Origin of the sequence: Halomonas sp. 7T, assembly GCF_025643255.1 — a bacterium.
Lineage (GTDB): Bacteria > Pseudomonadota > Gammaproteobacteria > Pseudomonadales > Halomonadaceae > Vreelandella.
Window position 1 is genome coordinate 2668917 of record NZ_CP087112.1, and the last position, 21831, is coordinate 2690747.

Sequence of the window (21831 nt, forward strand, 5' to 3'; positions counted from 1 at the left end):
GGTGACGATGAGCATCAAAACGGCGTAACTAGGCAATGAGAGGCCGCGCGGCTAACTTAGCGGCGCGCCTGCATCATGGCGATAAAGCGATCAAACAGCGGCGCTACATCGCGCGGGCCGGGGCTGGCTTCCGGGTGGCCCTGGAAACTAAACGCCGGGCGGTCGGTACGCTCAATGCCTTGCAGGGTGCCGTCGAACAGCGAACGGTGCGTGGCGCGCACGTTGCTGGGCAGCGTCGCTTCATCGGCCGCAAAGCCGTGGTTCTGGCTGGTGATCATCACCGTACCGGTGTCTAAATCCTGTACCGGGTGATTGGCACCGTGATGGCCGTGACTCATCTTGACCGTTTTGGCACCGGAGGCCAGCGCCAGCAATTGGTGGCCTAGGCAAATACCAAACACCGGGGTGTCGGTTTCCAGCACTTCTTGGATCGCTTTAATGGCGTAATCGCAGGGCTCGGGGTCACCCGGGCCGTTGGCCAGGAACACGCCATCCGGATTCATCGCCAGCACTTCTGCCGCAGGCGTTTGCGCGGGCACCACCGTTAAACGACAGCCGCGTGCCGCCAGCATGCGCAGGATGTTGAATTTGACCCCGTAATCAAACGCGACCACGTGGTAAGGGCGCTCCCCTTGGGTGGTATCGGCGTAGCCTTCGCCTAGCGTCCACTCGCCTTCCGTCCACTCATACGCTTCTTTACAGGAAACTTCTTTGGCTAAGTCCATGCCTTTCAAGCCCGGAAATGCTTTCGCCGCTGCCAGCGCCCGCTCGACAGCATCATCGCCTTCTGCATCGGCACCCGCCAAAATCGCACCGTTTTGCGCACCTTTATCACGCAGAATGCGCGTCAGGCGACGGGTGTCGATATCGGCGATGCCCAGCACGTTTTGGCTCTTCAGGTAATCAGAAAGGGTTTGCTCAGAGCGGAAGCTGCTGGCTAACAGCGGCAAATCGCGGATGACCAAGCCCGCCGCCGCAATAGAAGCAGACTCAATATCTTCAGAGTTAATGCCGGTATTGCCGATATGAGGGTACGTCAGCGTGACGATTTGGCGGGTATAAGAGGGGTCAGTGAGGATTTCTTGATAGCCGGTCATGGCTGTATTGAACACCACCTCACCGCTTGTCATTCCCTCCGCGCCAATGGCCGTTCCATGAAACACACTGCCATCTTCCAAGGCCAATATCGCGGGTTTGCTCAATGCGGGGTTATTCAAAACACGTTCTCCCATGCTGGTGGGAGCCTGTGGGCGCAGGCTCGGCGATCCGGTTACGGCGTTTATAAGCAAACGTCGGGTCGTAAAAAAGCGGGACGAAGCCGATAGTGAAAAAATCGGTTTCATCCCGCTTGTTGTTCTCTTTCCATGGCGTTTGTGACGGTGTTGACCATGGCGCAGCTTTTAGCTGACTATTTTTTTCCAACGTAACGGCCAGTGCAACAAGCGCGGTGCTTTTTTGCAGACTTTCCTGCAGATATTTTGCTGCTTTTTGCAGCCACTGGGCCAAAATTTTTGGAATGTTACAGGATTTACCGACTTTCGGCTAGCCCTTTATGATCAGCGCTGCGCCAAAGGCCGCTTTGCTGATTAATCCAGCCCCAACACATCCTGCATATCGTAACGGCCCGCCTCTTTGCCTGCGACCCAGCGGGCGGCGCGCACTGCGCCCTTAGCAAAGGTCATACGACTAGATGCCTTGTGGGTAATCTCGATGCGCTCGCCTTCGGTGGCAAACATCACCGTGTGCTCGCCGACGATGTCGCCCGCACGCACGGTAGCGAAACCGATCTCTTTATCCGTGCGCGGGCCGCACTGCCCTACCCGCTCAAACACGCCGTGCTCTTTTAACGTTCGACCGATGCTCTCTGCGACAACTTCACCCATCTTAATCGCCGTACCGGAAGGCGCATCGACTTTATGGCGATGATGGGCTTCGATGACTTCAATATCGTAGCCTTCATCACCCAGCGCCTTGGCTGCCGTTTCCAACAGTTTTAGGGTCAGGTTCACGCCAACGCTCATGTTCGGCGCGAATACCATCGCAACTTTATCGCGGTAGCTATCAAGCTGGGCCAGTTCATCATCGCTCATGCCGGTGGTGCCAATCACCATACGCTTGCCGTGCTCGGCGCAGAATGCCAAATTGGCCAGCGTCACCTGAGGCGCCGTGAAGTCGATCAGCACGTCGAAGTCGTCCACAATCGCGCTTAATGAATCCACTGCTGCTATACCACGTTTTCCCACCCCTGCCAGCTCACCAATGTCGGCACCAGCGAGCGAGCTACCCGGCTCCACAATACCGCCTGCAAGCGCGGCATTTTCCTCTTGCTCAACGGCGTTGACTAACGTGCGGCCCATACGGCCTGCTACGCCCACAATGGCTATTCGGGTCATGGAAACTCCTACGCGTGCGCTGTTTGGCATCAACTAGAAACAAAAAAGGTGGCCGCGATTATAGCAGACCACCCCTATGGATGCGGCGATAAAGGCAGCATCCACAACGCACACTTAGTTCTCCCAAACGATCTCCAGCGGCTCGTCGTTTGCCATACGTACTAGATGGCTCTCCACCACCCCTTCCAGTTGATCCAGATGCTCCTCTTCCAGCGTTTCGATGGACACCAGCAGACGCTCAGGCTCAGCGTGAAGTAAACAGGTGCCGGTCTCAAAAGTGATCGTTGCTTGCTGCTCGCTTTGCTCAACGTTCAGCTTATGCGCCCAGTGTTTGCAGAGACGGTTGATCAACCGCTCACCAGAGGGGGTAACAATTTCAGCGCGGGATAAAGGCATAGAGATCTCTCCATATAGGTGGCGGGTGAGTACCCACTAGCCTAATCCCCACCGCGATAAGAGCCAAGCGTTGAATGAGAATTCATTGCAACGGTGTGTTCAGCTATCTTCCCTCAGGCGCACTTCATACTAGGACGCTTATAACCAAAAAAGCCAGCACCCTTGGGCACTGGCTTTAGCATCGCTACACAAACGACATAGCGTTAGATGACACTTATTACGGCTTCATCTCTTCAAAGAACTTCTTCACGCTGTCGAAGAAACCGGTCTTCTTCGGCGAGTGGCTGTGGCTGTTGCTGCCATCGAAGCTCTTTTGCAGTTGGCGAAGCAGGTCTTTCTGCTCGTCGTTGAGGTTGACGGGCGTTTCCAACACCACTTTGCACAGCAGGTCGCCGGGGGCACCGCCGCGTACCGGCTTCACGCCTTTGCCGCGCAGTCGGAACAGCTTGCCGGTTTGCGTTTCCGGCGGAATTTTCAGCTTCACGCGGCCATCAAGCGTAGGCACTTCCAGCTCGCCACCGAGGGCTGCATCAACAAAGTTGATCGGCACATCACATTGGAGGTGCTTACCATCCCGCTGGAAGATATGGTGCGGTTTAATGGCCACCTGGACGTACAGATCGCCAGGCGGGCCACCATTCACGCCACTCTCGCCTTCGCCGTTTAAGCGAATGCGATCACCGGTATCCACACCCGGTGGAATCTTCACGGACAGCGTGCGGGTTTCGCGAACGCGGCCTTCACCGTTACATTTGTGGCACGGCACTTTGATGTGCTGACCACTGCCGTGACAGGTAGGGCAGGTTTGCTGAACCGCAAAGAAGCCCTGCTGCATACGTACCTGGCCGTGACCATGGCAGGTGGGGCAAGTCTCTTTAGTGGAGCCAGGCTCGGCACCGCCGCCATCACAGCGGTCACACTCGATATGACGCGGCACGCGAATATCGACCGTGGTACCAGCTACCGCGCTCTCTAGATCAAGCTCTAGATTGTAGCGCAGGTCTGAGCCACGGGCGGGTGCGTTAGGCCCACGACGACGGCCTCCGCCACCACCGAAAATATCGCCAAACACATCGCCAAAAATGTCGCCGAAATCACCAGCGCCACCACCGAAACCACCACCGCCAAAGCCGCCGCCCTGGCCATCCACACCGGCATGACCAAATTGGTCGTAGGCCGCGCGCTTTTCGCCATCGCTTAATATTTCATAGGCTTCTGACACTTCACGGAATTTTTCCGCTGCGCTGTTATCGTCCGGGTTTCGATCAGGGTGGAATTTTTGCGCCAAGCGGCGATAGGCCTTTTTGATCTCTTTCTGATCGGCCCCTTTTTCGACACCCAGGACTTCGTAATAATCGCGTTTGGACATGGGTCCTACGCCTCCTGGTTAGCTACGCACTGAATAGGCGTCTCGGCCCTGGAAACAGCAACGCGGGAGTTGCCTCCCGCGTCACCGCTTTCCTTGGCAGAAAGAGGTTAATTACTGCTTTTTCTGATCGTCGTTGACTTCTTCGTACTCGGCGTCAACTACATCGTCTTCCTGCTTGGCATTGGCGTTTTCCGCGCCTTCGCCTTCTGCCTGCTGGGCGGCTTCAGCCTGCTCGGCATACATTTTCTGGGCCAGCTTGCCAGAGGCTTCGGTCAGTGCATCCAGCTTCTGCTGAATAGCGTCCTGATCGTCAGTTTTCAGCGCTTCTTCCAGCTCGGTGATAGCGGTTTCGATGGCCTGTTTCTCGTCATCGGTCGCTTTGTCACCTGCTTCTTGAACGGTTTTGCGCGTCGCGTGAATCATGCCGTCCGCTTGGTTACGCAGCTGTACCAACGCTTCGAATTTTTTATCTTCGTCCGCGTGGGCTTCGGCGTCGCGCACCATTTGTTCGATCTCATCATCCGTGAGGCCGCTAGACGCTTTAATGACGATAGACTGCTCTTTACCGGTCGCTTTATCTTTGGCCGATACGTTAAGAATACCGTTGGCATCCAGGTCAAACGCTACTTCAATTTGCGGCACACCGCGCGGTGCCGGCGGAATGTCAGCGAGGTCGAAACGGCCCAGCGACTTGTTCTGCGACACTTGCTTGCGCTCACCCTGTACGACGTGAATCGTTACAGCCGTTTGGTTGTCATCCGCGGTTGAGAAGGTTTGTGTCTTCTTGGTCGGGATGGTGGTGTTTTTGTCGATCAGCGCGGTCATCACGCCACCCATGGTTTCGATACCCAGGGTCAGCGGCGTCACGTCGAGCAGCAGAACGTCTTTCACGTCACCGCCCAATACGCCGCCCTGAATCGCCGCACCCACGGCCACTGCTTCATCCGGGTTAACGTCTTTGCGTGCCTCTTTACCGAAGAAGTCAGCGGCTTTCTTCTGCACCATCGGCATGCGGGTCTGACCACCGACCAGAATCACTTCGTCGATTTCAGAAGCCGACAGGCCCGCGTCTTTCAGCGCTGTTTTGCACGGCTCAAGCGAACGCTGCACCAGCTCTTCAACCAGTGATTCCAGCTTGGCGCGTGTCACCTTCACATTAAGGTGTTTCGGGCCAGTGTTATCCGCCGTGATGTAGGGCAGATTCACGTCGGTCTGCTGGGCGCTGGAAAGCTCAATCTTGGCTTTCTCGGCAGCTTCTTTCAGACGCTGCATGGCGAGGTTGTCGCCAGACAGATCCATACCGCTGTCCGCTTTGAACTGGTCAACTAAGTAGTTGATCAGCGCCAGATCGAAATCTTCGCCGCCCAGGAAAGTGTCGCCATTGGTGGCCAACACTTCAAACTGGGTTTCACCGTCAACGTCAGCGACTTCGATGATGGAGATATCGAAGGTACCGCCACCCAGGTCGTAGACCGCGATGGTTTTATCACCGCGAGACTTGTCCATGCCGTAAGCAAGCGCAGCTGCGGTCGGCTCGTTGATAATACGCTTAACATCTAAGCCAGCAATGCGGCCCGCATCTTTCGTTGCTTGGCGCTGGCTGTCGTTAAAGTAAGCCGGCACGGTGATGACCGCTTCAGTCACTTCTTCACCGAGATAGTCTTCGGCGGTTTTCTTCATTTTCTTCAGCACTTCCGCGCTTACCTGCGGCGGTGCCATTTTTTTGCCTTTTACTTCTACCCACGCATCACCATTGTCGGCTTCGGCGATTTTGTACGGCACCATTTTGATGTCTTTTTGTACAACGTCGTCTTTGAAGCGACGGCCGATCAGACGCTTGATCGCGTAGAGCGTATTTTCCGGGTTAGTAACGGCTTGGCGTTTTGCCGCCTGACCTACCAGTGTCTCACCGTCGTCGGTGTAGGCAATAATGGAAGGCGTGGTACGACCGCCTTCGGCGTTTTCAATAACTTTAGCGCTATCACCATCCAGCACGGCCACACAAGAGTTGGTGGTGCCTAGGTCGATACCAATAATGCGTCCCATAGCAAAAACCTCGAATTCAGTTGTTACAAAACTAAAAAATTTGTTCTTTAAACAAGTTGCGGGCTTATCCCGCGGGATTGACCTTTATCTGGGGGCCGCCAGCAGCATTTCAAGGGCTTTTTTACGCTTAGCGGCAACCTTTTTTTACTTAGCTTTTTGACTTACGACGACCATGGCTGGACGCACTAGGCGTCCGTTCAGCAGATAACCCTTCTGCATCACGTCCATCACCGTATTGGGCTCAAGCTCCGGGTTCGGCACCATCGTCATTGCTTCATGCACCTGCGGGTCGAAGGGCTCGCCCTGGGGTTCAATACTTTCAACGCCAAATTTGTTCAGCACGTCTAACTGCATTTTTAGCGTCATGGAAACCCCTTCGCGGTGAGCGTCGGAAGCGCCTTCCTGCATGCTTTCCTGGGCTTTTTCCAGGCTATCTACGACAGGCAGAAGCTCTTTAACAAACTTTTCGAGCGCAAACTTACGCGCTTTTTCAGCTTCTTGCTCGGCACGACGGCGAACATTTTGGGCTTCCGCAGCAGCACGCAAGGCTTGGTCTTTAGCCTCTGCCAAACTTAACTCTAGCTCTTCTACCTTAGCTGCCAACACGTCGGCTTCAGGGTCGCCCTCTTCATTTTCCAACGGCGCTTCATCGTTAATCAGGCCGTCTAATTCGCCATCAATCAAACGCTCTTCTGCCGCCTGCTCCGTCATTTCGGCTTCTTGCTCACGGCGGGCCAACTCATCGTCCATGGGGGTTTGCGGTTCTTTAGCCATGCCTTGCTCCTAAACATATACAGCGGTGCCTGAACGCGGCACATCAGAATTAAAGATGGAGTATTAACTACGTATGCACGCTATATGGGGGCCATAAAGAGCATCTCAAGAGGGGCATTGAAGTGAGTTATCGACTACTGTATAAAACAACAATTATTGGATAAGTATCCAGCTTCTGTGCCGCACCGCCTCAGGAGGCCCTATGCTTACGCAGCTAGCGATTCAAGATTACGCTATTGTTACCCGCCTTGAACTCGACCTCACCCGCGGCATGACCGCGATTACCGGCGAGACCGGAGCGGGAAAATCGATCCTACTAGGTGCCTTGGGCCTCTGTTTGGGCGAGCGTGCCGAGGCGGGCAGCGTGCGCCATGGCTGCGAACGCACCGATCTTTCAGCCCGCTTTGATATTCAGCATCTTCCTGGTGCCACAGAGTGGCTTAACGCACGCGACCTCCCCTCCGAGGAGTGCCTGCTGCGCCGTGTCGTGACGGCTAGCGGCCGTTCTAAAGCGTGGATTAACGGCCACCCTGCGACTATCGCTGATCTAAAATCGCTGGGCGAACAGCTGATCCAAATTCATGGGCAGCACGCGCATCAAGCCTTGATGCGTGAAGAGACCCACCTTGCGCTGCTGGATGACTACGCCGGATTGCGCGAACGCAGCCAGCAGCTCGCCGAGACATTCCGTGAATGGCGCAGCGCTCGACGCCGCTTAAAAAAGCTCAGCGAAGAAGGCAGCGAAGTGGAGGCCAAACGGCAGCTATTGCGCTATCAAGTAGAAGAACTCGATCAATTAGGCCTCGCAGAAGGCGAGCTGCAAACGCTTGAAGAGGAGCAGCACACGCTTGCCCATGCCGAAGAGACGCTGCGTGAAACCCAGTTTGCGGCCGACTGCTGCGAAAGCGATGAAGGCGGCGCGCTATCGCTGTTGAACCAAGCGTATGCCCATTTAAGTGCTTTACCTGGCAGCGATAAGGGCACGCTCGCCAATACATTAGCGATGTTAAGCGATGCGCGCATTCAGGTTGAAGAGGCCACCAGCGAGCTTAACCGCCTGGCCAGCACAACCGAACTAGACCCCGAGCGCTTGGCTTGGGTGGAAGAGCGTATGGGCGATGTTCATCGTGTTGCCCGTAAGCATCACGTTGCCCCAGAAGAAATTTGTGCGCTGCACACTCAGTTGCAGCAGGAAGTAGCCCAGCTCGAAGCCAGCGACGACGATCTTGAATCGCTGAGCACCCAAGTGGCTGAATACCGAGAACGCTATCGCAGTGAAGCGAAACAGCTCAGCGAGGCACGCCAGAAAGCCGCGCTGCGCTTGGGTAAAGAAGTGCAACAACAGCTCGCTTTCTTAGCCATGGGTAAAGCGCGCTTTGAAGTTGACGTGACCCCACGCGAAACGCCGACGCCAGAAGGCTTGGATCACGTGCAGTTCTTAATTAGCGCCAACCCCGGCCAGCCTGCTCGCCCGCTTACTAAAGTCGCCTCAGGCGGTGAGCTGTCGCGCATTAGCCTGGCCATTCAGGTGGTAGCGGCCTCCCACTCGACCATTCCAAGTCTTGTGTTTGATGAAGTGGACGTAGGCATTTCGGGGGCCACGGCTGAAATTGTTGGCCAACTGCTGCGCAAGCTAGGGGAAAATGGCCAAGTGATGACGGTAACTCACCTGCCCCAAGTGGCCGCCCAGGCACACCAGCATCTGCATATTGAAAAGCGCTCCAAGCGGGATACCACGTTGACTCACATGGCGCTGCTGGATGAGCGTGGGCGCATTAGCGAGCTGGCGCGCATGCTAGGCGGCATAACGCTTTCAGACCAAACGCTCGCCCACGCCCGTGAAATGCTCCATGCCAGCCAACGCCCACCGCATTAGGCGTGCCACAAAGCAGCGCCCTCACTCTTGGGCGCTGCTCCGTTAACGTAATACTTGGCAAGCATAATTCATAACGGCGTGCCTCAACGCCGTCAGCGATGCGCTCTCTGTTTGCCAGAAGTGCCAATGCAGCGGTACATCCAGTATAAATTCTGGCCCCACATCCACTAACCCTCCGTTGGCTAGGTACTCCTCTACCTGAAGCTCTGGCAGCATGCCGTACCCCAGGCCCTGCAACGCCATCTGAACGAATCCTTCAGAAGAGGGAACGCGATGTTGACGGGCAGGCGGAGGCAGCCCCTGCGCCTCTAAAAACTGGTGCTGCAAGCGGTCATCGCAATTAAAAATCAGGCAGGGCGCATCAACCAGCCGGGCAATGTCGATACGCGTTTGATAATGCTCAACAAAGGCGGGACTCGCCAGCGCCCGATAGCGTAAAACGCCCAGCGGGCTGACCGCCCCGCCATTAACCGGCTGCGCTTCAGCGCAGATACACGCCATCACCTCGCCATTGCGCATTCGGCCAAGGCCCACTTCTTGATCTTCCACCACAAGATCAAAATCCATTTGGTGGCTTAATGGGCACGCCGCTAGCGCCTGCGCCAGCCATGTGGCCATTGAATCCGCGTTGACCGTTACACGCACCTTAAGTGGCTCGCCCTGCGCTTCGTCTAACAATCCCAACTCTAACTGTTTGACCTGCTGCAAGTGGTTATTCAAACGGCGTCCCAGCGCGGTCGCCACTGGCGGCGAACGCCTTAGCAACACCGGCTGGCCTAAGCGGTGCTCCAACTGGCGAATACGCTGACTAACCGCTGACTGCGTGATATGCAGCTTCTGGGCGGCTTTTTCGAACCCCCCTGTTTCAATAACAGCACTCAGCGCTTCCAATAGCCGGTAGTCCAGCATTTCGTCATCCTCTTCACAGCACATTGAGAAAGCATAAGTTCAGCACACCTTTTCACCAGCTTGCTCACCGGCTGCACACACACTTAGTCACAAACTTATCCACAACCGATCTCTGTATTGAGAAAGCGTTCGCAGCCATTACCCATGCGCTTAAAGCCGACTTACCCGCTGCATTGGCCCATCACTTCATAAGCCTTGCTTATGTCACATAAATATTATTCGTTAGATTAATAAACAAACTCGCCTTTATTGTAAAAAGCTCATTTACCTGCACGAGAGGCACCCAGCATGACAGCATCGCTACTGACGGGCTTTGGCATTTCTCTTGGTTTGATTGTGGCCATTGGCGCCCAAAACGCCTGGGTACTTAATAAAAGTATGCGCCGAGAGTATCCCTGGGTAGTGGCGGCTATTTGCGCCAGTCTCGATGCCGTCTTGATTACGCTAGGTGTTTATAGCATCGATTCACTTCAACAACGGCTGCCCACGCTGGTCCCTGTAATGACATGGCTAGGCATCGCCTTGTTGTGCTGGCTGGGTGGGCAGGCTTTCAAACGCGCTTGGCAAGGTAACAGTGGATTATTAACCAGCCAACAGCGTAGTGTTTATAACGGGTGGCAAATTGCGGGCCAAGCTATTGCTATTTCGCTTCTCAATCCACATGTCTACTTAGACACCGTTGTGCTGATTGGCAGCGTCGGCGTCCAGCAAGCCAACACGGTTGCGTTCGTGGTGGGAGCCGCTTCTGCATCACTGCTGTGGTTTTTCTCCCTGGCAGGCTTCGGGCGTTTCCTTGGTCCCAAATTGCAATCACCTCGCGCGTGGCGAATCTTCGACACACTAATTGGCATGATTATGCTGCTGGTAGCGATATCACTTGTTTCCACTGCAACGAGTTGACGTAAGCATAAGGTGCTGGATATAAAAACGCCCCCAAGACGCCAGTGACATGCTACTGACGACCAGAGGGCGTTTTTAAGCGAAGTGGACGACTACTTTTTGTTGGTAGGGCCACTATCCTGGCGCGTAATGTCCGACCCGCGAGGGCGCACATACAGCACAAGGGCGTGATCCACTAGCTCGTAGCCGTGCTCTTCCGCTATTTCTTGCTGGCGACGCTCGATGATGTCATCAAGAAACTCGATGATTTCACCGCTTTCTAAACACACCATGTGGTCATGGTGATCTTCTTGGGTCATCTCAAATACCGCATGGCCACCGTCAAAATTGTGACGAATCACCAAGCCTGCTGATTCAAACTGAGTCAGCACGCGGTAGACAGTAGCCAAACCAACATCCTCGCCCGCATCTATCAGTGTTTTATACACTTCTTCTGCGCTAAGGTGGTGTTGGCCCGAAGCATTTTCGAGAATCTGCAGGATCTTGACGCGCGGCAGGGTCACTTTCAGCCCGGCTTTGCGCAGTTCATGGTTCTGATCGGCCATGGTTGCTCTTCGCAGTGACAGGTTAGGTCGGGTATCATCGACCGAAACCACGATAGTGAAGAACAGGCTCAAATGCAAAAATTGACTCGTATCATTACTCTTTCCGTTGCTCTAACCGTTGTTAGTGGCTGCAGCTACGTTGGCGTTTACAAGCGCGACATTCCCCAGGGCAACCTGATCACCCAAGAAATGGTAAGCCAGCTGCAACCGGGGATGACCCAGGAACAAGCAGCCTACATCATGGGCCGCCCGTTGCTGGAAGCGCCTTTCGACTCTCGCGAGTGGGATTACGTTTACCGCCTCGACAAAGCTTACGGCGATGTTGAACAACGCCGCGTGACTCTTACCTTTGATAACGCAGGGCGGCTGGTCAATATTGATCAGCAGGGCGATTTATCAGGCGACATTCCAGTCAGCACCGACAGCGGCGTAGGCCCGGCAGTAGAGGGCACCGACCCGCTAGATGCACTGCCGGCACCTACACAGCAAGCCACTACCCCTGCACAGCAAGCCACTACCCCTGAAAACGCCCCAACGCCGCAGCCAGTGATTATGGCCGAGTAAGGCGTATTATTGGCCCTTGGCTTGGCGCTTTGCGCGCTCAAGCCTTGCGGCTTTGGGGTCAATCTGCAGCGGGCGATACACCTCTATGCGGTCGCCCGCGCGTACTGTTTCTTTTTCAGGTTGGCGCAGCGCTTTGCCAAAAATGCCCAGCGGCGCCTGTTCAAAGGTAGTGCTAGGCAGCTCAGGAAACAGGCTTGGCAAATCAGCCGCAGCAACGGCTTGGCGTGCCGTTGTCCCTTGAGGCACTACAACTGCCACAAGGCGCTGCTTTTGCGGCAACCCAAAGGCAACCTCTACGGTAAGCGTCTCAACGTCCATAGAGATCGTTGGCACGCTTAGTAAAGGCATCCACCAGCTGCCCGGCAATTTGCTGGAAGAGCTTGCCAAACGCCATGCCTAACAGTCGATTGGCGAATTCAAAATCCATTTCCAGGCTAACTTTGCAAGCGTCCTCCCCCATGGGAGTAAATAGCCAGCGACCTTTAAGCCGTTTAAAAGGCCCTTTAACGAGAGACATCTCGATCCGCTCCGGCTCAAACAGGTCGTTGCGGGTGATAATAGTTTGTTCAACACCAGCGCGCCCGAGGGTCATTTCGCCGATTAAGTGAACATTATCGCGCTCATGCAGGCGCGCGCGGCGACACCCCGGCAGAAATTCAGGATAGCGTTCGAAATCATTGACCAAATCGAACATTTGTTGGGGGGTGTGCCGCACCAAGGCGGTACGATTAACGGTTGGCATTGACCTCTCCGCTGACTTCACAGTGCCCAAAGCGTATCATGGGAAATATTTTTTAGATTTTAAATGGTATCACGCCTCCTCCGATAACGAAGGAGCTGCTACCGACAGATTAATAATGAGGTTCCATGGCCACTAAGAAAGGTAAGAGCAAGGGCCCCAGCAGCAGCGTAATTGCCCAAAACAAGAAGGCGCGGTTTGAGTACCACATCAACGAGGTGCTTGAAGCCGGTTTGGTGCTTGCTGGCTGGGAAGTAAAGAGCTTGCGCGCCGGTAAGGCGCAGCTGACGGATACCTATATCCTAGTGCGTAACGGCGAGGCATTTCTGCTGGGTAGCCACATCATGCCGCTTAATACGGCAAGCACCCACGAGATTGCCGATCCCACTCGCACCCGCAAACTGCTGCTTCATCGCAAAGAGATTGCTAAGATTTTTTCGGTGACTCAGGACAAAGGCCATACGTGCGTACCGCTTAAGCTCTACTGGAAACGCAATAAAGTAAAATGCGAGCTAGCCTTGGTAACCGGTAAACAGCTGCATGATAAACGTGCAACAGAAAAAGACCGCGATTGGAGCCGTCAAAAAGGCCGAATTATGCGGGAACATAACAAGGCATAGCTGGTCAATTAGCAACGAGCACGTTAGAATACTTGCTGCAATCAGGGGGCGACATGGTTTCGACGCCGGTAACAACCCTTGCGGTGCATGCCGAGAGCGTGATGTATCTCGTAAATCCCACATCACGATAAAATAGTCGCAAACGACGAAAACTACGCTCAAGGCGCGCTAGCAGCTTAAACACTGTTAGCTTCTTGTCTGGCCCCAAGGTGATGTGCCTATTCATCACTGCGGGGATATGAGCTAAAGCTGATAGGACCGCGGTTGGTGGTGTCTTCTCGTCAACCGTTAAACTTTAGAAGGCTCGCGTGGCTGAATCCTGACCGTCGGAGTCAGTCGCGCTAAAGCAAATGACGGAATCTAAGCATGTAGAGCCAATAGGCGCGTGCTGGCGGACGCGGGTTCAATTCCCGCCGCCTCCACCAGACACCCCACAAATCAAGCACCTCCGGGTGCTTTTTTTGTGCCATCACTTTGATGCCATGTCTCCTCCACGGCTGCATATTGCTCTTAATAAGTCTCAGCATTGCGAGCAATCTTCTTATGCATCCAGACAGTATTGCTTCACTTTTTAGCGTTGGCTGCTCAGATTTCTCAGCTAACAGGCAACACGCAAAAACGATAACGCCCATTGAAAAATTCAATGTTTGGCAATCAGAGAATAACGATACAATAGAAACGAATAAAAAAATCAACTGGTTACAACAAATCAGTGGGCATACCAGCCCGCCCCCTCCCTGGCATTTGCAGCAAGCCGTTAACTACTCCCTCACTCCTAGGAAGTTTGGATGTCCCTTACTATTAAAGCGCGCCTGATCCTTTTGATCGCCTTGTTAATTGCCCTAATTGCCGTTGTTGGCGGCTTTGGCATACGCGGCATGACCGCCATGGACGGCGCCATAGAAACTATTTATGAAGATCGGTTAGTTCCCGTGCAGCAGCTCACCCGCATTGATGAGTTAATGCGTGACAGCATCATAGAGCTCAACCAAATCAGCTTGACCCATGAGGCCGCTAGTGGTGAGCCTACCCACAGCGCTAACCGTCAGTCCCACTTAGACACCGTAGCCGCCAACACTGAGACGATGGAGCAGCTTTGGTCAGCTTATATGGCTACCTTCTTAACCCCCCAAGAGGCAGAGCTAGCCGAACGCTATAGCAACCAACGTCGTGCTTTCTTTCAGCAGGGTATCGCGCCAGCCATCGCTTTCTACGAGGCAGGTCGTATTGATCGCGCGACAGCCCACATGGTCGAGGTCGCCCGCCCCGCGTTCACGTCTGCCAACCAAACGCTGCACAATTTGATTGACCTACAAAGCGAAGTAGCACGTAGCGAGTATGCCTCGGCACAGTCAACGTTTACCTTTATGCGCACGCTAACCGCCGCCATGATCATTCTGGCGCTGCTGATTGGCTCCCTGGGCGGATGGCTGTTGATTCGTGTTATTACCCACCCCCTCGGCCGGATGATTGGCTACTTTAAGGCGATTGCCGCTGGCAACCTGAATAACCATATTGAGATCGAACGCCGTGATGAGCTCGGCCTTGCCCTTGAATCGCTGAGCGAAACACAGGTGCAGCAGCGCGAGCTGGTCTCGCGGATTCAGCACGCTTCCAACGCTATCCATACTGCTTCTGGTGAGATTTCCTCAGGTAACTACGACCTCTCTCAGCGTACTGAAGAGCAGGCCGCCAGCCTTCAGGAAACCGCGACTAGCATGGAGCAGGTTGCCGCAACGGTTAAACAGAACGCCGACCATACCCGTCAAGCAAACGACCTAATACTCAGCGCTCGTCAGTTGGCCGATAACGGAGGCGAAAAAACCGCCCAGGCCATGGGCAAAATGAATGAGCTGGAAGAGAGCGCCGCGAAAATAGGCAGCATCATTTCGGTCATCGACAGCATTGCCTTCCAAACAAACATATTAGCGTTGAACGCCTCAGTGGAAGCTGCCAGAGCGGGCGAACAAGGGCGCGGTTTTGCCGTGGTTGCCAGCGAGGTTCGCAACCTTGCCCAGCGCTGCGCTTCGGCGGCTAAAGAGATTCAGACACTCGTTACTCACGACGGTGAACTGGTCAAAGACGGCAGCGCCTTAGTGCAACAGGCTGGCAAGGCAATGGAGCAGGTGGTTGGCAGTGTGCGGCAGGCCTCCGAACTGATGGCGGACATCAACGCCGCCTCAGAGGAGCAGTCCCAAGCGGTCGAGCAAGTCAGTGTCGCGGTGAGCCAAATGGATCAAGTCACTCAGCAGAATGCTGCCTTGGTAGAACAGTCTGCAGCGGCAGCATCGGCACTGAAGTCCCAGGCAGACCTGCTCGCCGACACGGTGAGCGCATTTCGCATGAATAATCATACGACGGCGCTACCCGCAAGCGCTGCTGTATCACAAACCTTGACCACCGCTAGCCGCCTTGCCGTCCCGGTGGCAGCCGATCCCTCGGCCGCTCGTGCTAATCACTACCGCAAGGTAGTCGAAGCAGAACCCGAATGGGAAGCCTTCTAGGCGCTGGCGATTCTGACAAGCGCGGTGGGTGGCTATCGGTTTGAACCTTGCGGTATGAATCGAGCAGGCTTATCAGTTAGGATACATTCAATAAACGACACGGGGTGTCCTGGCGTTACGCCAGGGCTGAGATAAGACCCGCTGAACCTGATCCAGTTCATACCGGCGAAGGGATGTCACACTCATGACCCGCAATGGGGTCGGTATGCATCCCTCGCTTTTACGAGGGAACTACCACAATGCCAACAACACCCACCGCACTTCCGCTTTCCCAGCAACTTGTATTGATTACCGGCGCTAGCCGTGGACTAGGCGAGTGCCTAGCGCACGCCTTTTTAGCCCAAGGCGCGCGGGTTGTCGTAAACTACTTAAACAGCGCTGATGCGGCGAAAGCCCTAGCGGCAGAAACTCCTGACCACGCTCTGGCGATACAAGCAGACGTACGTGACCCTGACGCCGTGAAAGCGATGTTCGCCACCGCGCAAGCCCATTTCGGCATGCCGGTGACAACACTTATCAATAATGCCCTGCCAGATTTTTCGTTTAATGGCGATGCGCGCCCCTCTCCGGACACCCTTACCTGGGAAAACCTCGACCAGCAGTTGCAAGGCGTGGCACGCGGCGCCCTCAATACTATTCAAGCAGCACTACCTGGCATGCGTGAACAGAGGTTCGGACGGATCATTAACATTGGCACTAACCTGTTCCAAAACCCGGTCGTGCCGTATCACGATTACACCGCTGCCAAGGCGGCACTGCTGTCGCTCACCCGTACTTTTTCTAACGACCTGGGGCCTGACGGCATTACGGTGAATATGCTCTCGGGCGGGCTGCTGCGCACCACTGATGCCTCAGCGGCGACGCCTGAAGCGGTGTTTGATCTCATCGCGGCCAATACGCCGCTGCGCCGTGTCACTACCCCTGAAGAGTTTGCGGATGCAGCACTGTTTTTCGCATCGCCTTGGAGCCGGGCTGTCACCGGCCAAAACTTAGTGGTCGATGGCGGCCTGGTTAAAAACTGATGGCTACTCAGATGCATCTCAATCTTTTTATCATGGGCTGCGGCCACCATAAGGCAGCCTGGCGCGAGCCAAACTCAGCCGCTGAGCGCATGGGGGATATTGGCTACTACGAGTCGCTGGCACGTACCGCTGAACGCGGGAAGCTGGACGCCGTCTTCTTTGCCGATGGCCATGCCGCAGGCAACGTAGCCGGAGGGCCGCAGTGGTTTTTAGAACCGTTGACGGCGCTATCCGCTATGGCGCGGGCTACCGAGCATATCGGCCTGATCTCTACCATATCCAGCACGTTTTTTACCCCGTTTCATGCGGCCAGGATGCTCGCTTCGTTAGACCATATTTCTAACGGCCGTATGGGGTGGAACTTAGTCACCTCAATGTTTGATAGCGAAGCGCGCAACCATGGTTGGGAGGCTATGCCCCCTCAAGAGGTGCGCTATGCGCGGGCCGAAGAGTTTGCGCAAACGGTGTTAGCGCTATGGGATTCGTGGGCGGATGATGCGCTGCGCTGCGACCGCCAGGGCCAGTTTGCCGATCCCAGCAAAGTGCGGCCGATTGATCATTATGGCGCACACTTTTTGGTGGATGGCCCACTCACCGTGCCACGCTCTCCCCAGGGGCACCCCGTCCTGTTTCAAGCGGGAGCTTCTGAACCGGGGCGCAACTTAGCAGCGCGGTATGCAGAAGCGATTTATGCGGTGGCCTACGACCTCCCCTCGGCGCAAGCCTACTACCAAGATATTCAAGCCCGCGTCCGCGCCGCTGGCCGCGCGCCCGTGGCGATTATGCCTGGGTTGGTAACGTATGTAGCATCCACCGAGGACGCCGCAAAGGCGAAGCAGCGCGAACTGGATGAACGCTTGCCCACCGAGGACTCGCTGCATCAGTTGAGCCAGTTTATCGGCCAAGATTGCCGTCACTGGGAATTGGATGCACCACTACCAGAATTGCCACCGCTAGAGGCATTCGCGGGCCCTAAAGGTCGCTATGCCACTATTTTGCGCATTATCGAAAGTGAAACACCCACGCTACGACAACTCTTAGGCAGGCTCGCGGCGGGCGGGGGCCACTGCACCATGGTCGGCACGCCAGAGCAGATCGCTGACGAGATGCAGCGCTGGGTAGAGGGAGGTGGTGCCGACGGCTTCAACCTGATGCCGCCGACGCTGCCAGGCAGCATTGAAGACTTTATTGAGCAGGTCGTCCCACTGCTACAGGCACGCGGGCTATTTCGCCGCGAGTATACGGGTAGCACCCTGCGTGATCATTTGGGGCTGGCACGCCCAGCAGCGTAAGCGATGCCGGGCGGCTATATGATGAGCGCGTATTGCTAGCCCGGCACTTACCCTTTAAAGCGGCGCACCGCCGTATGTAACAGGCCAAAATCGTAGGCTGGGCGTGACGGCAGTATACGCAGTAGCAGTAACGAGGCCGCCACGGGCACCAGTGCCGCCAGCAGGAAAGACTCCAACAGTGTTGCCGTACTTCCACCGGGGGCAGGGAACATCGCTAGCCCCGCCACCAGCCCCAGCGCGGTGCTGATGACGGCATTAAGGCCCGTGTAACGGCGATAAAAAAGCCCGAAAAACACCGGAAACGCCGCTGCCGAACAGAGCAAATCAGCCAGCAAAAATAGGTAAAGCACGCTATAGCCCTGGGAGGCGACCCAGGTAATGGGGATAGCGGCTAACACAATTAACCAACGCGCCAAACTCATCAAGGTGGTATCGCTGGCCGTGGGAATCAGCCGCCCCATATCCACGGCGATAATGCTGGATGTCGCGCTAATGGTGGAGTCGGCGCTGCTCATCACTAACGCCAAGCCTAGTGGCACCAACGCTAACGCGAACCATAACGGCACATCCGTCAATAGCACGCTGAACAGCGCCACAGAGCCATCGCCTTCAAGACCCAGCCCCACAAACGCCAGCCCAAACAGCCCCATCAACGCCACCACGATGAAGCTACACACGCCGCTAATCCAGAAGCCACGGCGCAGCACTTGGGTGTCTTTAGCCGCATAAATACGCTGCCACGTGCCTTGATAAAAGAGCCCGGTAAGCGCGACGGCAAGAAAGAACGTTAACCCCGCGCGGATACCGCCTATATCGCTCACCTGCAGCAGCTGGGGCGCACTGTCAGCAAGCCCTGCCAGCGTCGGCGCAACGCCGCCAGCCGCCTGCCAGCCAAACACCAGCAGTAGCCCCAGCAGCGGCATAATCACCAGCATCTGGAGCTTGTCAGTATAAATAGACGCGCGCAGCCCGCCATAAAAGGTGTAGATCAAGGTAGCGATCATGACCACGCTGGCGGTTAACCACAGCGGAATAGGCGCAAGCAACCCCACCATACGCGCCACGGCGGTCAGCCCAGCGGCCAGCAAAATGAACAGGTAAAACAGCATAATCACCAGCGTAAACGCATACATAGCACGGCCGTACCGATGGATCACGAACTCCGTTAAGCCGTGGCCTTCGGGAATCAGTTCACGCATGCGTCGGCCAAGGGGAATCATCACTAGCCTGGGAACCATCGAACCAAACGCGTAGCCGAGTATCGCCCCAATCCCCCCCCAGGTCGCGGCCTGAGCCGGGCCAAACAGAATCCAAGTACCCAGCGTGGTGGCCACCAGCGTCAGCACCGTGGCGCGGGTATTCTGGCTATTGCGGGCAATGATGTAATCTTCAAGATTATCGCGATGGCGACGAGCATAAAGCAGGCCGGGGAGAGCCAGCGCAATGGCGCATAGCGACAGCCACAGGCCAGTCCAGATAGGGTCAAGCATCATGAAAGCGGATCCTCTTTGCCTGTATTGTTAGGCCGGGGTGTGCGGTGAGCGCACGGCAGGCAGGCGAAAGCAAAGAGGGTGTATTGGTTGGCTACATCCTTCCCTTCGCCGGCATGACCCGGATCAGGTTCTAAGGGTTACCAACGCCAAATGGCGGTGGAGTCTCAGCCAGTGCAGGCTCCCCTAGGACAGCCGCTACCGTAGGTGCTGAGCCGGGCGTTGTCAATTGGTGCTACTGATGAAACACCTTCCAACGACCGACACAGCGACGCTTCACGTAGGCGTCACTACCCCAATATTCGCTCGATAAGATAGTGATAAAGAGGAATGCCCAGCATAACGTTGAGCGGAAAGGTGACACCGAGTGATGCCAGCATCGCGAGACCAATATTGGCTTCGGGAATAGCGGCACGCATCGCTGCCGGGGCGGCAATATAAGAAGCGCTTGCCGCCAGTGCTGCCAAAATAACCACTGAGCCTAACGGCAGCCCTAGCGCAGCACCCAGGCCTATGCCGAGGAGCGACAACAACACTGGCATCACCAGGGCGAATGTCACCAAACGCCATTGATGCCAAGGCATCGGCCGTAAGGTTTGCGCAGCGGTAAGCCCCATCTCCAGCAAAAATAGCGCCAGTACGCCTTTGAAGGCGCCGGTGAAGAGCGCGGTGACCTCCTCTCCTTGAAAAGGCCCATAAAGTGCTCCGATCACCACCCCGCCTGCGAGCAAAATCACGCCCCGATTGGTCAACGTTTCATGCCAGAGCTTGCGGGTGCTCTCTTTAACCGCAGCACCTTGGTAACGCCTATAGAGCGCGATAGCCACCATAATCGCCGGCAGCTCCATAGCCACTAAATAGAGAGTGACCTCGCTACCGACCGCTAGCTGGCGCGCTTCCACATAGGCCAGCGCCACGGCAAACGTACCTGCACTTACCGAACCATAGTGCGCGGCAATACTCGCACTATCCGCCGCAGAAAGGCGAACCCAGCGCCGCAGTGCAGGCATCAGCATTAGCGATGTGATTGCCGAGAGTAGCGCGACGCCTAACAGTTCGGGCACCAATCCCCAATGAATATTACCGTGCAGCGCCATGCCCCCCTTTAAGCCAATCGTCAGCATTAACAGTAGGCTTAACGTATCGTAAGTCGCTTTGGGCACCTGCAGGTCGGACTTCACCGCGCCTGCGATGAGCCCCAGTAAGAAAAACATCACCACAATATCTGGCATTGCCGACACTCCACAGCTTTTAAAGAGGCTGCATTTTGCGAGGATTTACGTGAGACAACTAATAATAACTTGTAAGATAGTCATAGATAATCATCTATGCGAGTCGCTATAAAAACGCGTGCTTCAGGAGAAGTTGGGTTCATGAACATCCGCCATCTAACCTTTAGGTTGCTACAAGTTTATGTCACCGTCGTGCGCTGCGGGTCAATCAGCGAAGCTGCAAGACAGCTGCATCTCACCCAGCCGACCGTATCACAACAGTTAAAACGACTGAGCGAAGCGGTTGGCATGCCTTTGCTAGAGCACCATTTACAAGGGTTGACGATGACGGCCACTGGGCAGGCGCTGTATCACGTTAGCCGCGATGTATTAGGCCGCTTTGATGACTTTGCCGATCAGCTAAGTGAATTTCAGCAAGGCAGCAAAGGCCGCTTTAGCATTGCTCTAGTGAATACAGCTCAATATGTGTTGCCACGTTTGTTAGGCCCGTTTAGCCAAGCGTTTCCCGACGTAGATGTCACGGTTCACATTGGCAACCGCCGCCAAGTGTTAGCAAGGTTTGAACGCCAAGAAGACGATCTTTATGTCTTTAGCCACCCACCAGCGCTCGCCCATGCAGTGGCAGCACGCTTTATGCGCAATCCTCTGGTGGCCATCGCGGCGACAGACCACCCGCTTACACAGCACGCCACCCTATCCATGGAACAGTTGCTAAATGAGCGCTTGCTGCTGCGCGAACCAGGCTCAGCCACGCGCATGCTATTAGAAAGTTGGCTTCAAGAGCATGGTTTAACCATGAAAAAGACCCTGCAAATGGCCAGCAATGAAGCGATTCGCGTGGGCGTCGCAGCAAGAATGGGGGTCGCTGTCTTATCCGAGCATGTGCTGCCCAAAGAGCACCCTGAAATTTCGATACTGCCAATCGAAGGGTTCCCGATTGAAAGCCACTGGCAGATGATTGCGCGCAACGACCAGCGGCTTCCCCAGTCTGCTCAGCGCTTTCTCCACTATGTGCACGAACATCTCGTCCATTGGATTGAACCACGCTTTCTCTGCAATGAATTAGATACGTTGCTTTCAAAAAGCGCATAAACATGGATAAAGGACATAACCATAGGCTTAGCTAGCCGCAGCACACCGTCAGCCGCCGCTATTTGAAT

21 protein-coding genes, 1 other RNA gene and 2 riboswitches are annotated in these 21831 nt (G+C 55.3%); of the genes, 9 read left to right on the forward strand and 13 right to left on the reverse strand.

Annotated features, from left to right (window positions below; genetic code table 11):
* Positions 1–56 precede the first annotated feature (56 nt).
* The 7 genes from carA to grpE form a co-directional block, all read right to left on the reverse strand.
* Positions 57–1202 (reverse strand): glutamine-hydrolyzing carbamoyl-phosphate synthase small subunit, encoded by a 1146-nt coding sequence (gene carA, locus LOS15_RS12450; RefSeq protein WP_263069725.1) that lies wholly within the window; start codon positions 1200–1202, stop codon positions 57–59.
* A gap of 7 nt (positions 1203–1209) precedes the next feature.
* Positions 1210–1506 (reverse strand): hypothetical protein, encoded by a 297-nt coding sequence (locus LOS15_RS12455; protein WP_263066284.1) that lies wholly within the window; start codon positions 1504–1506, stop codon positions 1210–1212.
* Between the two features lie 80 nt (positions 1507–1586).
* Positions 1587–2393 (reverse strand): 4-hydroxy-tetrahydrodipicolinate reductase, encoded by an 807-nt coding sequence (dapB, locus tag LOS15_RS12460; protein WP_263066285.1) that lies wholly within the window; start codon positions 2391–2393, stop codon positions 1587–1589.
* A 114-nt stretch (positions 2394–2507) separates the two neighbouring features.
* The gene (locus tag LOS15_RS12465) at positions 2508–2789 is read right to left on the reverse strand and encodes a DUF2218 domain-containing protein (RefSeq protein ID WP_263066286.1); all 282 of its coding nucleotides are present in this window, start codon (positions 2787–2789) and stop codon (positions 2508–2510) included.
* A 217-nt stretch (positions 2790–3006) separates the two neighbouring features.
* A complete protein-coding gene (gene dnaJ / locus LOS15_RS12470; protein ID WP_263066287.1) occupies positions 3007–4158 on the reverse strand; it encodes a molecular chaperone DnaJ in 1152 nt (383 codons plus the stop codon).
* A gap of 111 nt (positions 4159–4269) precedes the next feature.
* Positions 4270–6204, reverse strand: a complete 1935-nt coding sequence (dnaK, locus tag LOS15_RS12475; RefSeq protein ID WP_263066288.1) for a molecular chaperone DnaK — start codon at positions 6202–6204, stop codon at positions 4270–4272.
* A gap of 144 nt (positions 6205–6348) precedes the next feature.
* Positions 6349–6978 (reverse strand): nucleotide exchange factor GrpE, encoded by a 630-nt coding sequence (gene grpE / locus LOS15_RS12480; RefSeq protein WP_263066289.1) that lies wholly within the window; start codon positions 6976–6978, stop codon positions 6349–6351.
* Positions 6979–7180: 202 nt separating this feature from the next.
* Between grpE and recN the strand changes: the two genes are divergently transcribed.
* Entirely contained in the window at positions 7181–8854 is a 1674-nt protein-coding gene (gene recN, locus LOS15_RS12485; protein ID WP_263066290.1) for a DNA repair protein RecN, read from the forward strand.
* A gap of 42 nt (positions 8855–8896) precedes the next feature.
* On the opposite strand, the gene LOS15_RS12490 is transcribed toward recN, so the two are convergent.
* Entirely contained in the window at positions 8897–9763 is an 867-nt protein-coding gene (locus LOS15_RS12490; protein ID WP_263066291.1) for a LysR family transcriptional regulator ArgP, read from the reverse strand.
* A gap of 288 nt (positions 9764–10051) precedes the next feature.
* On the opposite strand from LOS15_RS12490, the gene LOS15_RS12495 reads away from it, so the two are divergent.
* Positions 10052–10663, forward strand: coding sequence for a LysE/ArgO family amino acid transporter (locus LOS15_RS12495; protein ID WP_263066292.1), 612 nt, complete (start codon positions 10052–10054; stop codon positions 10661–10663).
* Positions 10664–10755: 92 nt separating this feature from the next.
* On the opposite strand, the gene fur is transcribed toward LOS15_RS12495, so the two are convergent.
* Positions 10756–11208, reverse strand: coding sequence for a ferric iron uptake transcriptional regulator (gene fur / locus LOS15_RS12500; RefSeq protein WP_263066293.1), 453 nt, complete (start codon positions 11206–11208; stop codon positions 10756–10758).
* 72 nt (positions 11209–11280) lie between these two features.
* Here fur and LOS15_RS12505 point away from each other — a divergent pair, with 72 nt between their 5' ends.
* Positions 11281–11772: an outer membrane protein assembly factor BamE gene (locus LOS15_RS12505; protein ID WP_263066294.1), complete on the forward strand. Its 492-nt coding sequence runs from the start codon at positions 11281–11283 to the stop codon at positions 11770–11772.
* 6 nt (positions 11773–11778) lie between these two features.
* Here LOS15_RS12505 and LOS15_RS12510 read toward each other — a convergent pair whose 3' ends face one another.
* Together LOS15_RS12510 and LOS15_RS12515 are read right to left on the reverse strand one after the other, a co-directional pair.
* The gene (locus LOS15_RS12510; RefSeq protein WP_263066295.1) at positions 11779–12090 is read right to left on the reverse strand and encodes an RnfH family protein; all 312 of its coding nucleotides are present in this window, start codon (positions 12088–12090) and stop codon (positions 11779–11781) included.
* A complete protein-coding gene (locus tag LOS15_RS12515; RefSeq protein WP_263066296.1) occupies positions 12080–12514 on the reverse strand; it encodes a type II toxin-antitoxin system RatA family toxin in 435 nt (144 codons plus the stop codon). The genes LOS15_RS12510 and LOS15_RS12515 overlap by 11 nt, the downstream gene beginning before the upstream one ends.
* A gap of 125 nt (positions 12515–12639) precedes the next feature.
* Here LOS15_RS12515 and smpB point away from each other — a divergent pair, with 125 nt between their 5' ends.
* From smpB to LOS15_RS12540, 5 genes are all read left to right on the forward strand, one after another.
* Entirely contained in the window at positions 12640–13131 is a 492-nt protein-coding gene (gene smpB / locus LOS15_RS12520) for an SsrA-binding protein SmpB (RefSeq protein ID WP_263066297.1), read from the forward strand.
* Between the two features lie 44 nt (positions 13132–13175).
* Positions 13176–13556, forward strand: a transfer-messenger RNA (tmRNA) gene (ssrA, locus tag LOS15_RS12525).
* Positions 13557–13919: 363 nt separating this feature from the next.
* Positions 13920–15635: a methyl-accepting chemotaxis protein gene (locus tag LOS15_RS12530; RefSeq protein WP_263066298.1), complete on the forward strand. Its 1716-nt coding sequence runs from the start codon at positions 13920–13922 to the stop codon at positions 15633–15635.
* Positions 15636–15725: 90 nt separating this feature from the next.
* Positions 15726–15826: riboswitch (TPP riboswitch) on the forward strand.
* Positions 15827–15874: 48 nt separating this feature from the next.
* Positions 15875–16657 carry a 3-oxoacyl-ACP reductase gene (locus LOS15_RS12535; protein WP_263066299.1) on the forward strand — a complete coding sequence of 261 codons (783 nt, stop codon included), beginning with the start codon at positions 15875–15877 and terminating at the stop codon, positions 16655–16657.
* A gap of 11 nt (positions 16658–16668) precedes the next feature.
* Complete coding sequence (locus LOS15_RS12540; RefSeq protein WP_263066300.1) at positions 16669–17949, forward strand: LLM class flavin-dependent oxidoreductase; 1281 nt, start codon at positions 16669–16671, stop codon at positions 17947–17949.
* 47 nt (positions 17950–17996) lie between these two features.
* Here LOS15_RS12540 and LOS15_RS12545 read toward each other — a convergent pair whose 3' ends face one another.
* The gene (locus LOS15_RS12545) at positions 17997–19442 is read right to left on the reverse strand and encodes a sodium:solute symporter family protein (RefSeq protein WP_263066301.1); all 1446 of its coding nucleotides are present in this window, start codon (positions 19440–19442) and stop codon (positions 17997–17999) included.
* Between the two features lie 83 nt (positions 19443–19525).
* A riboswitch (TPP riboswitch) is annotated at positions 19526–19637 on the reverse strand.
* Positions 19638–19729: 92 nt separating this feature from the next.
* The gene (locus LOS15_RS12550) at positions 19730–20671 is read right to left on the reverse strand and encodes a sodium-dependent bicarbonate transport family permease (RefSeq protein WP_263066302.1); all 942 of its coding nucleotides are present in this window, start codon (positions 20669–20671) and stop codon (positions 19730–19732) included.
* 141 nt (positions 20672–20812) lie between these two features.
* Here LOS15_RS12550 and LOS15_RS12555 point away from each other — a divergent pair, with 141 nt between their 5' ends.
* Positions 20813–21763 carry a LysR family transcriptional regulator gene (locus tag LOS15_RS12555; protein WP_263066303.1) on the forward strand — a complete coding sequence of 317 codons (951 nt, stop codon included), beginning with the start codon at positions 20813–20815 and terminating at the stop codon, positions 21761–21763.
* The last annotated feature ends 68 nt before the right edge of the window (positions 21764–21831 follow it).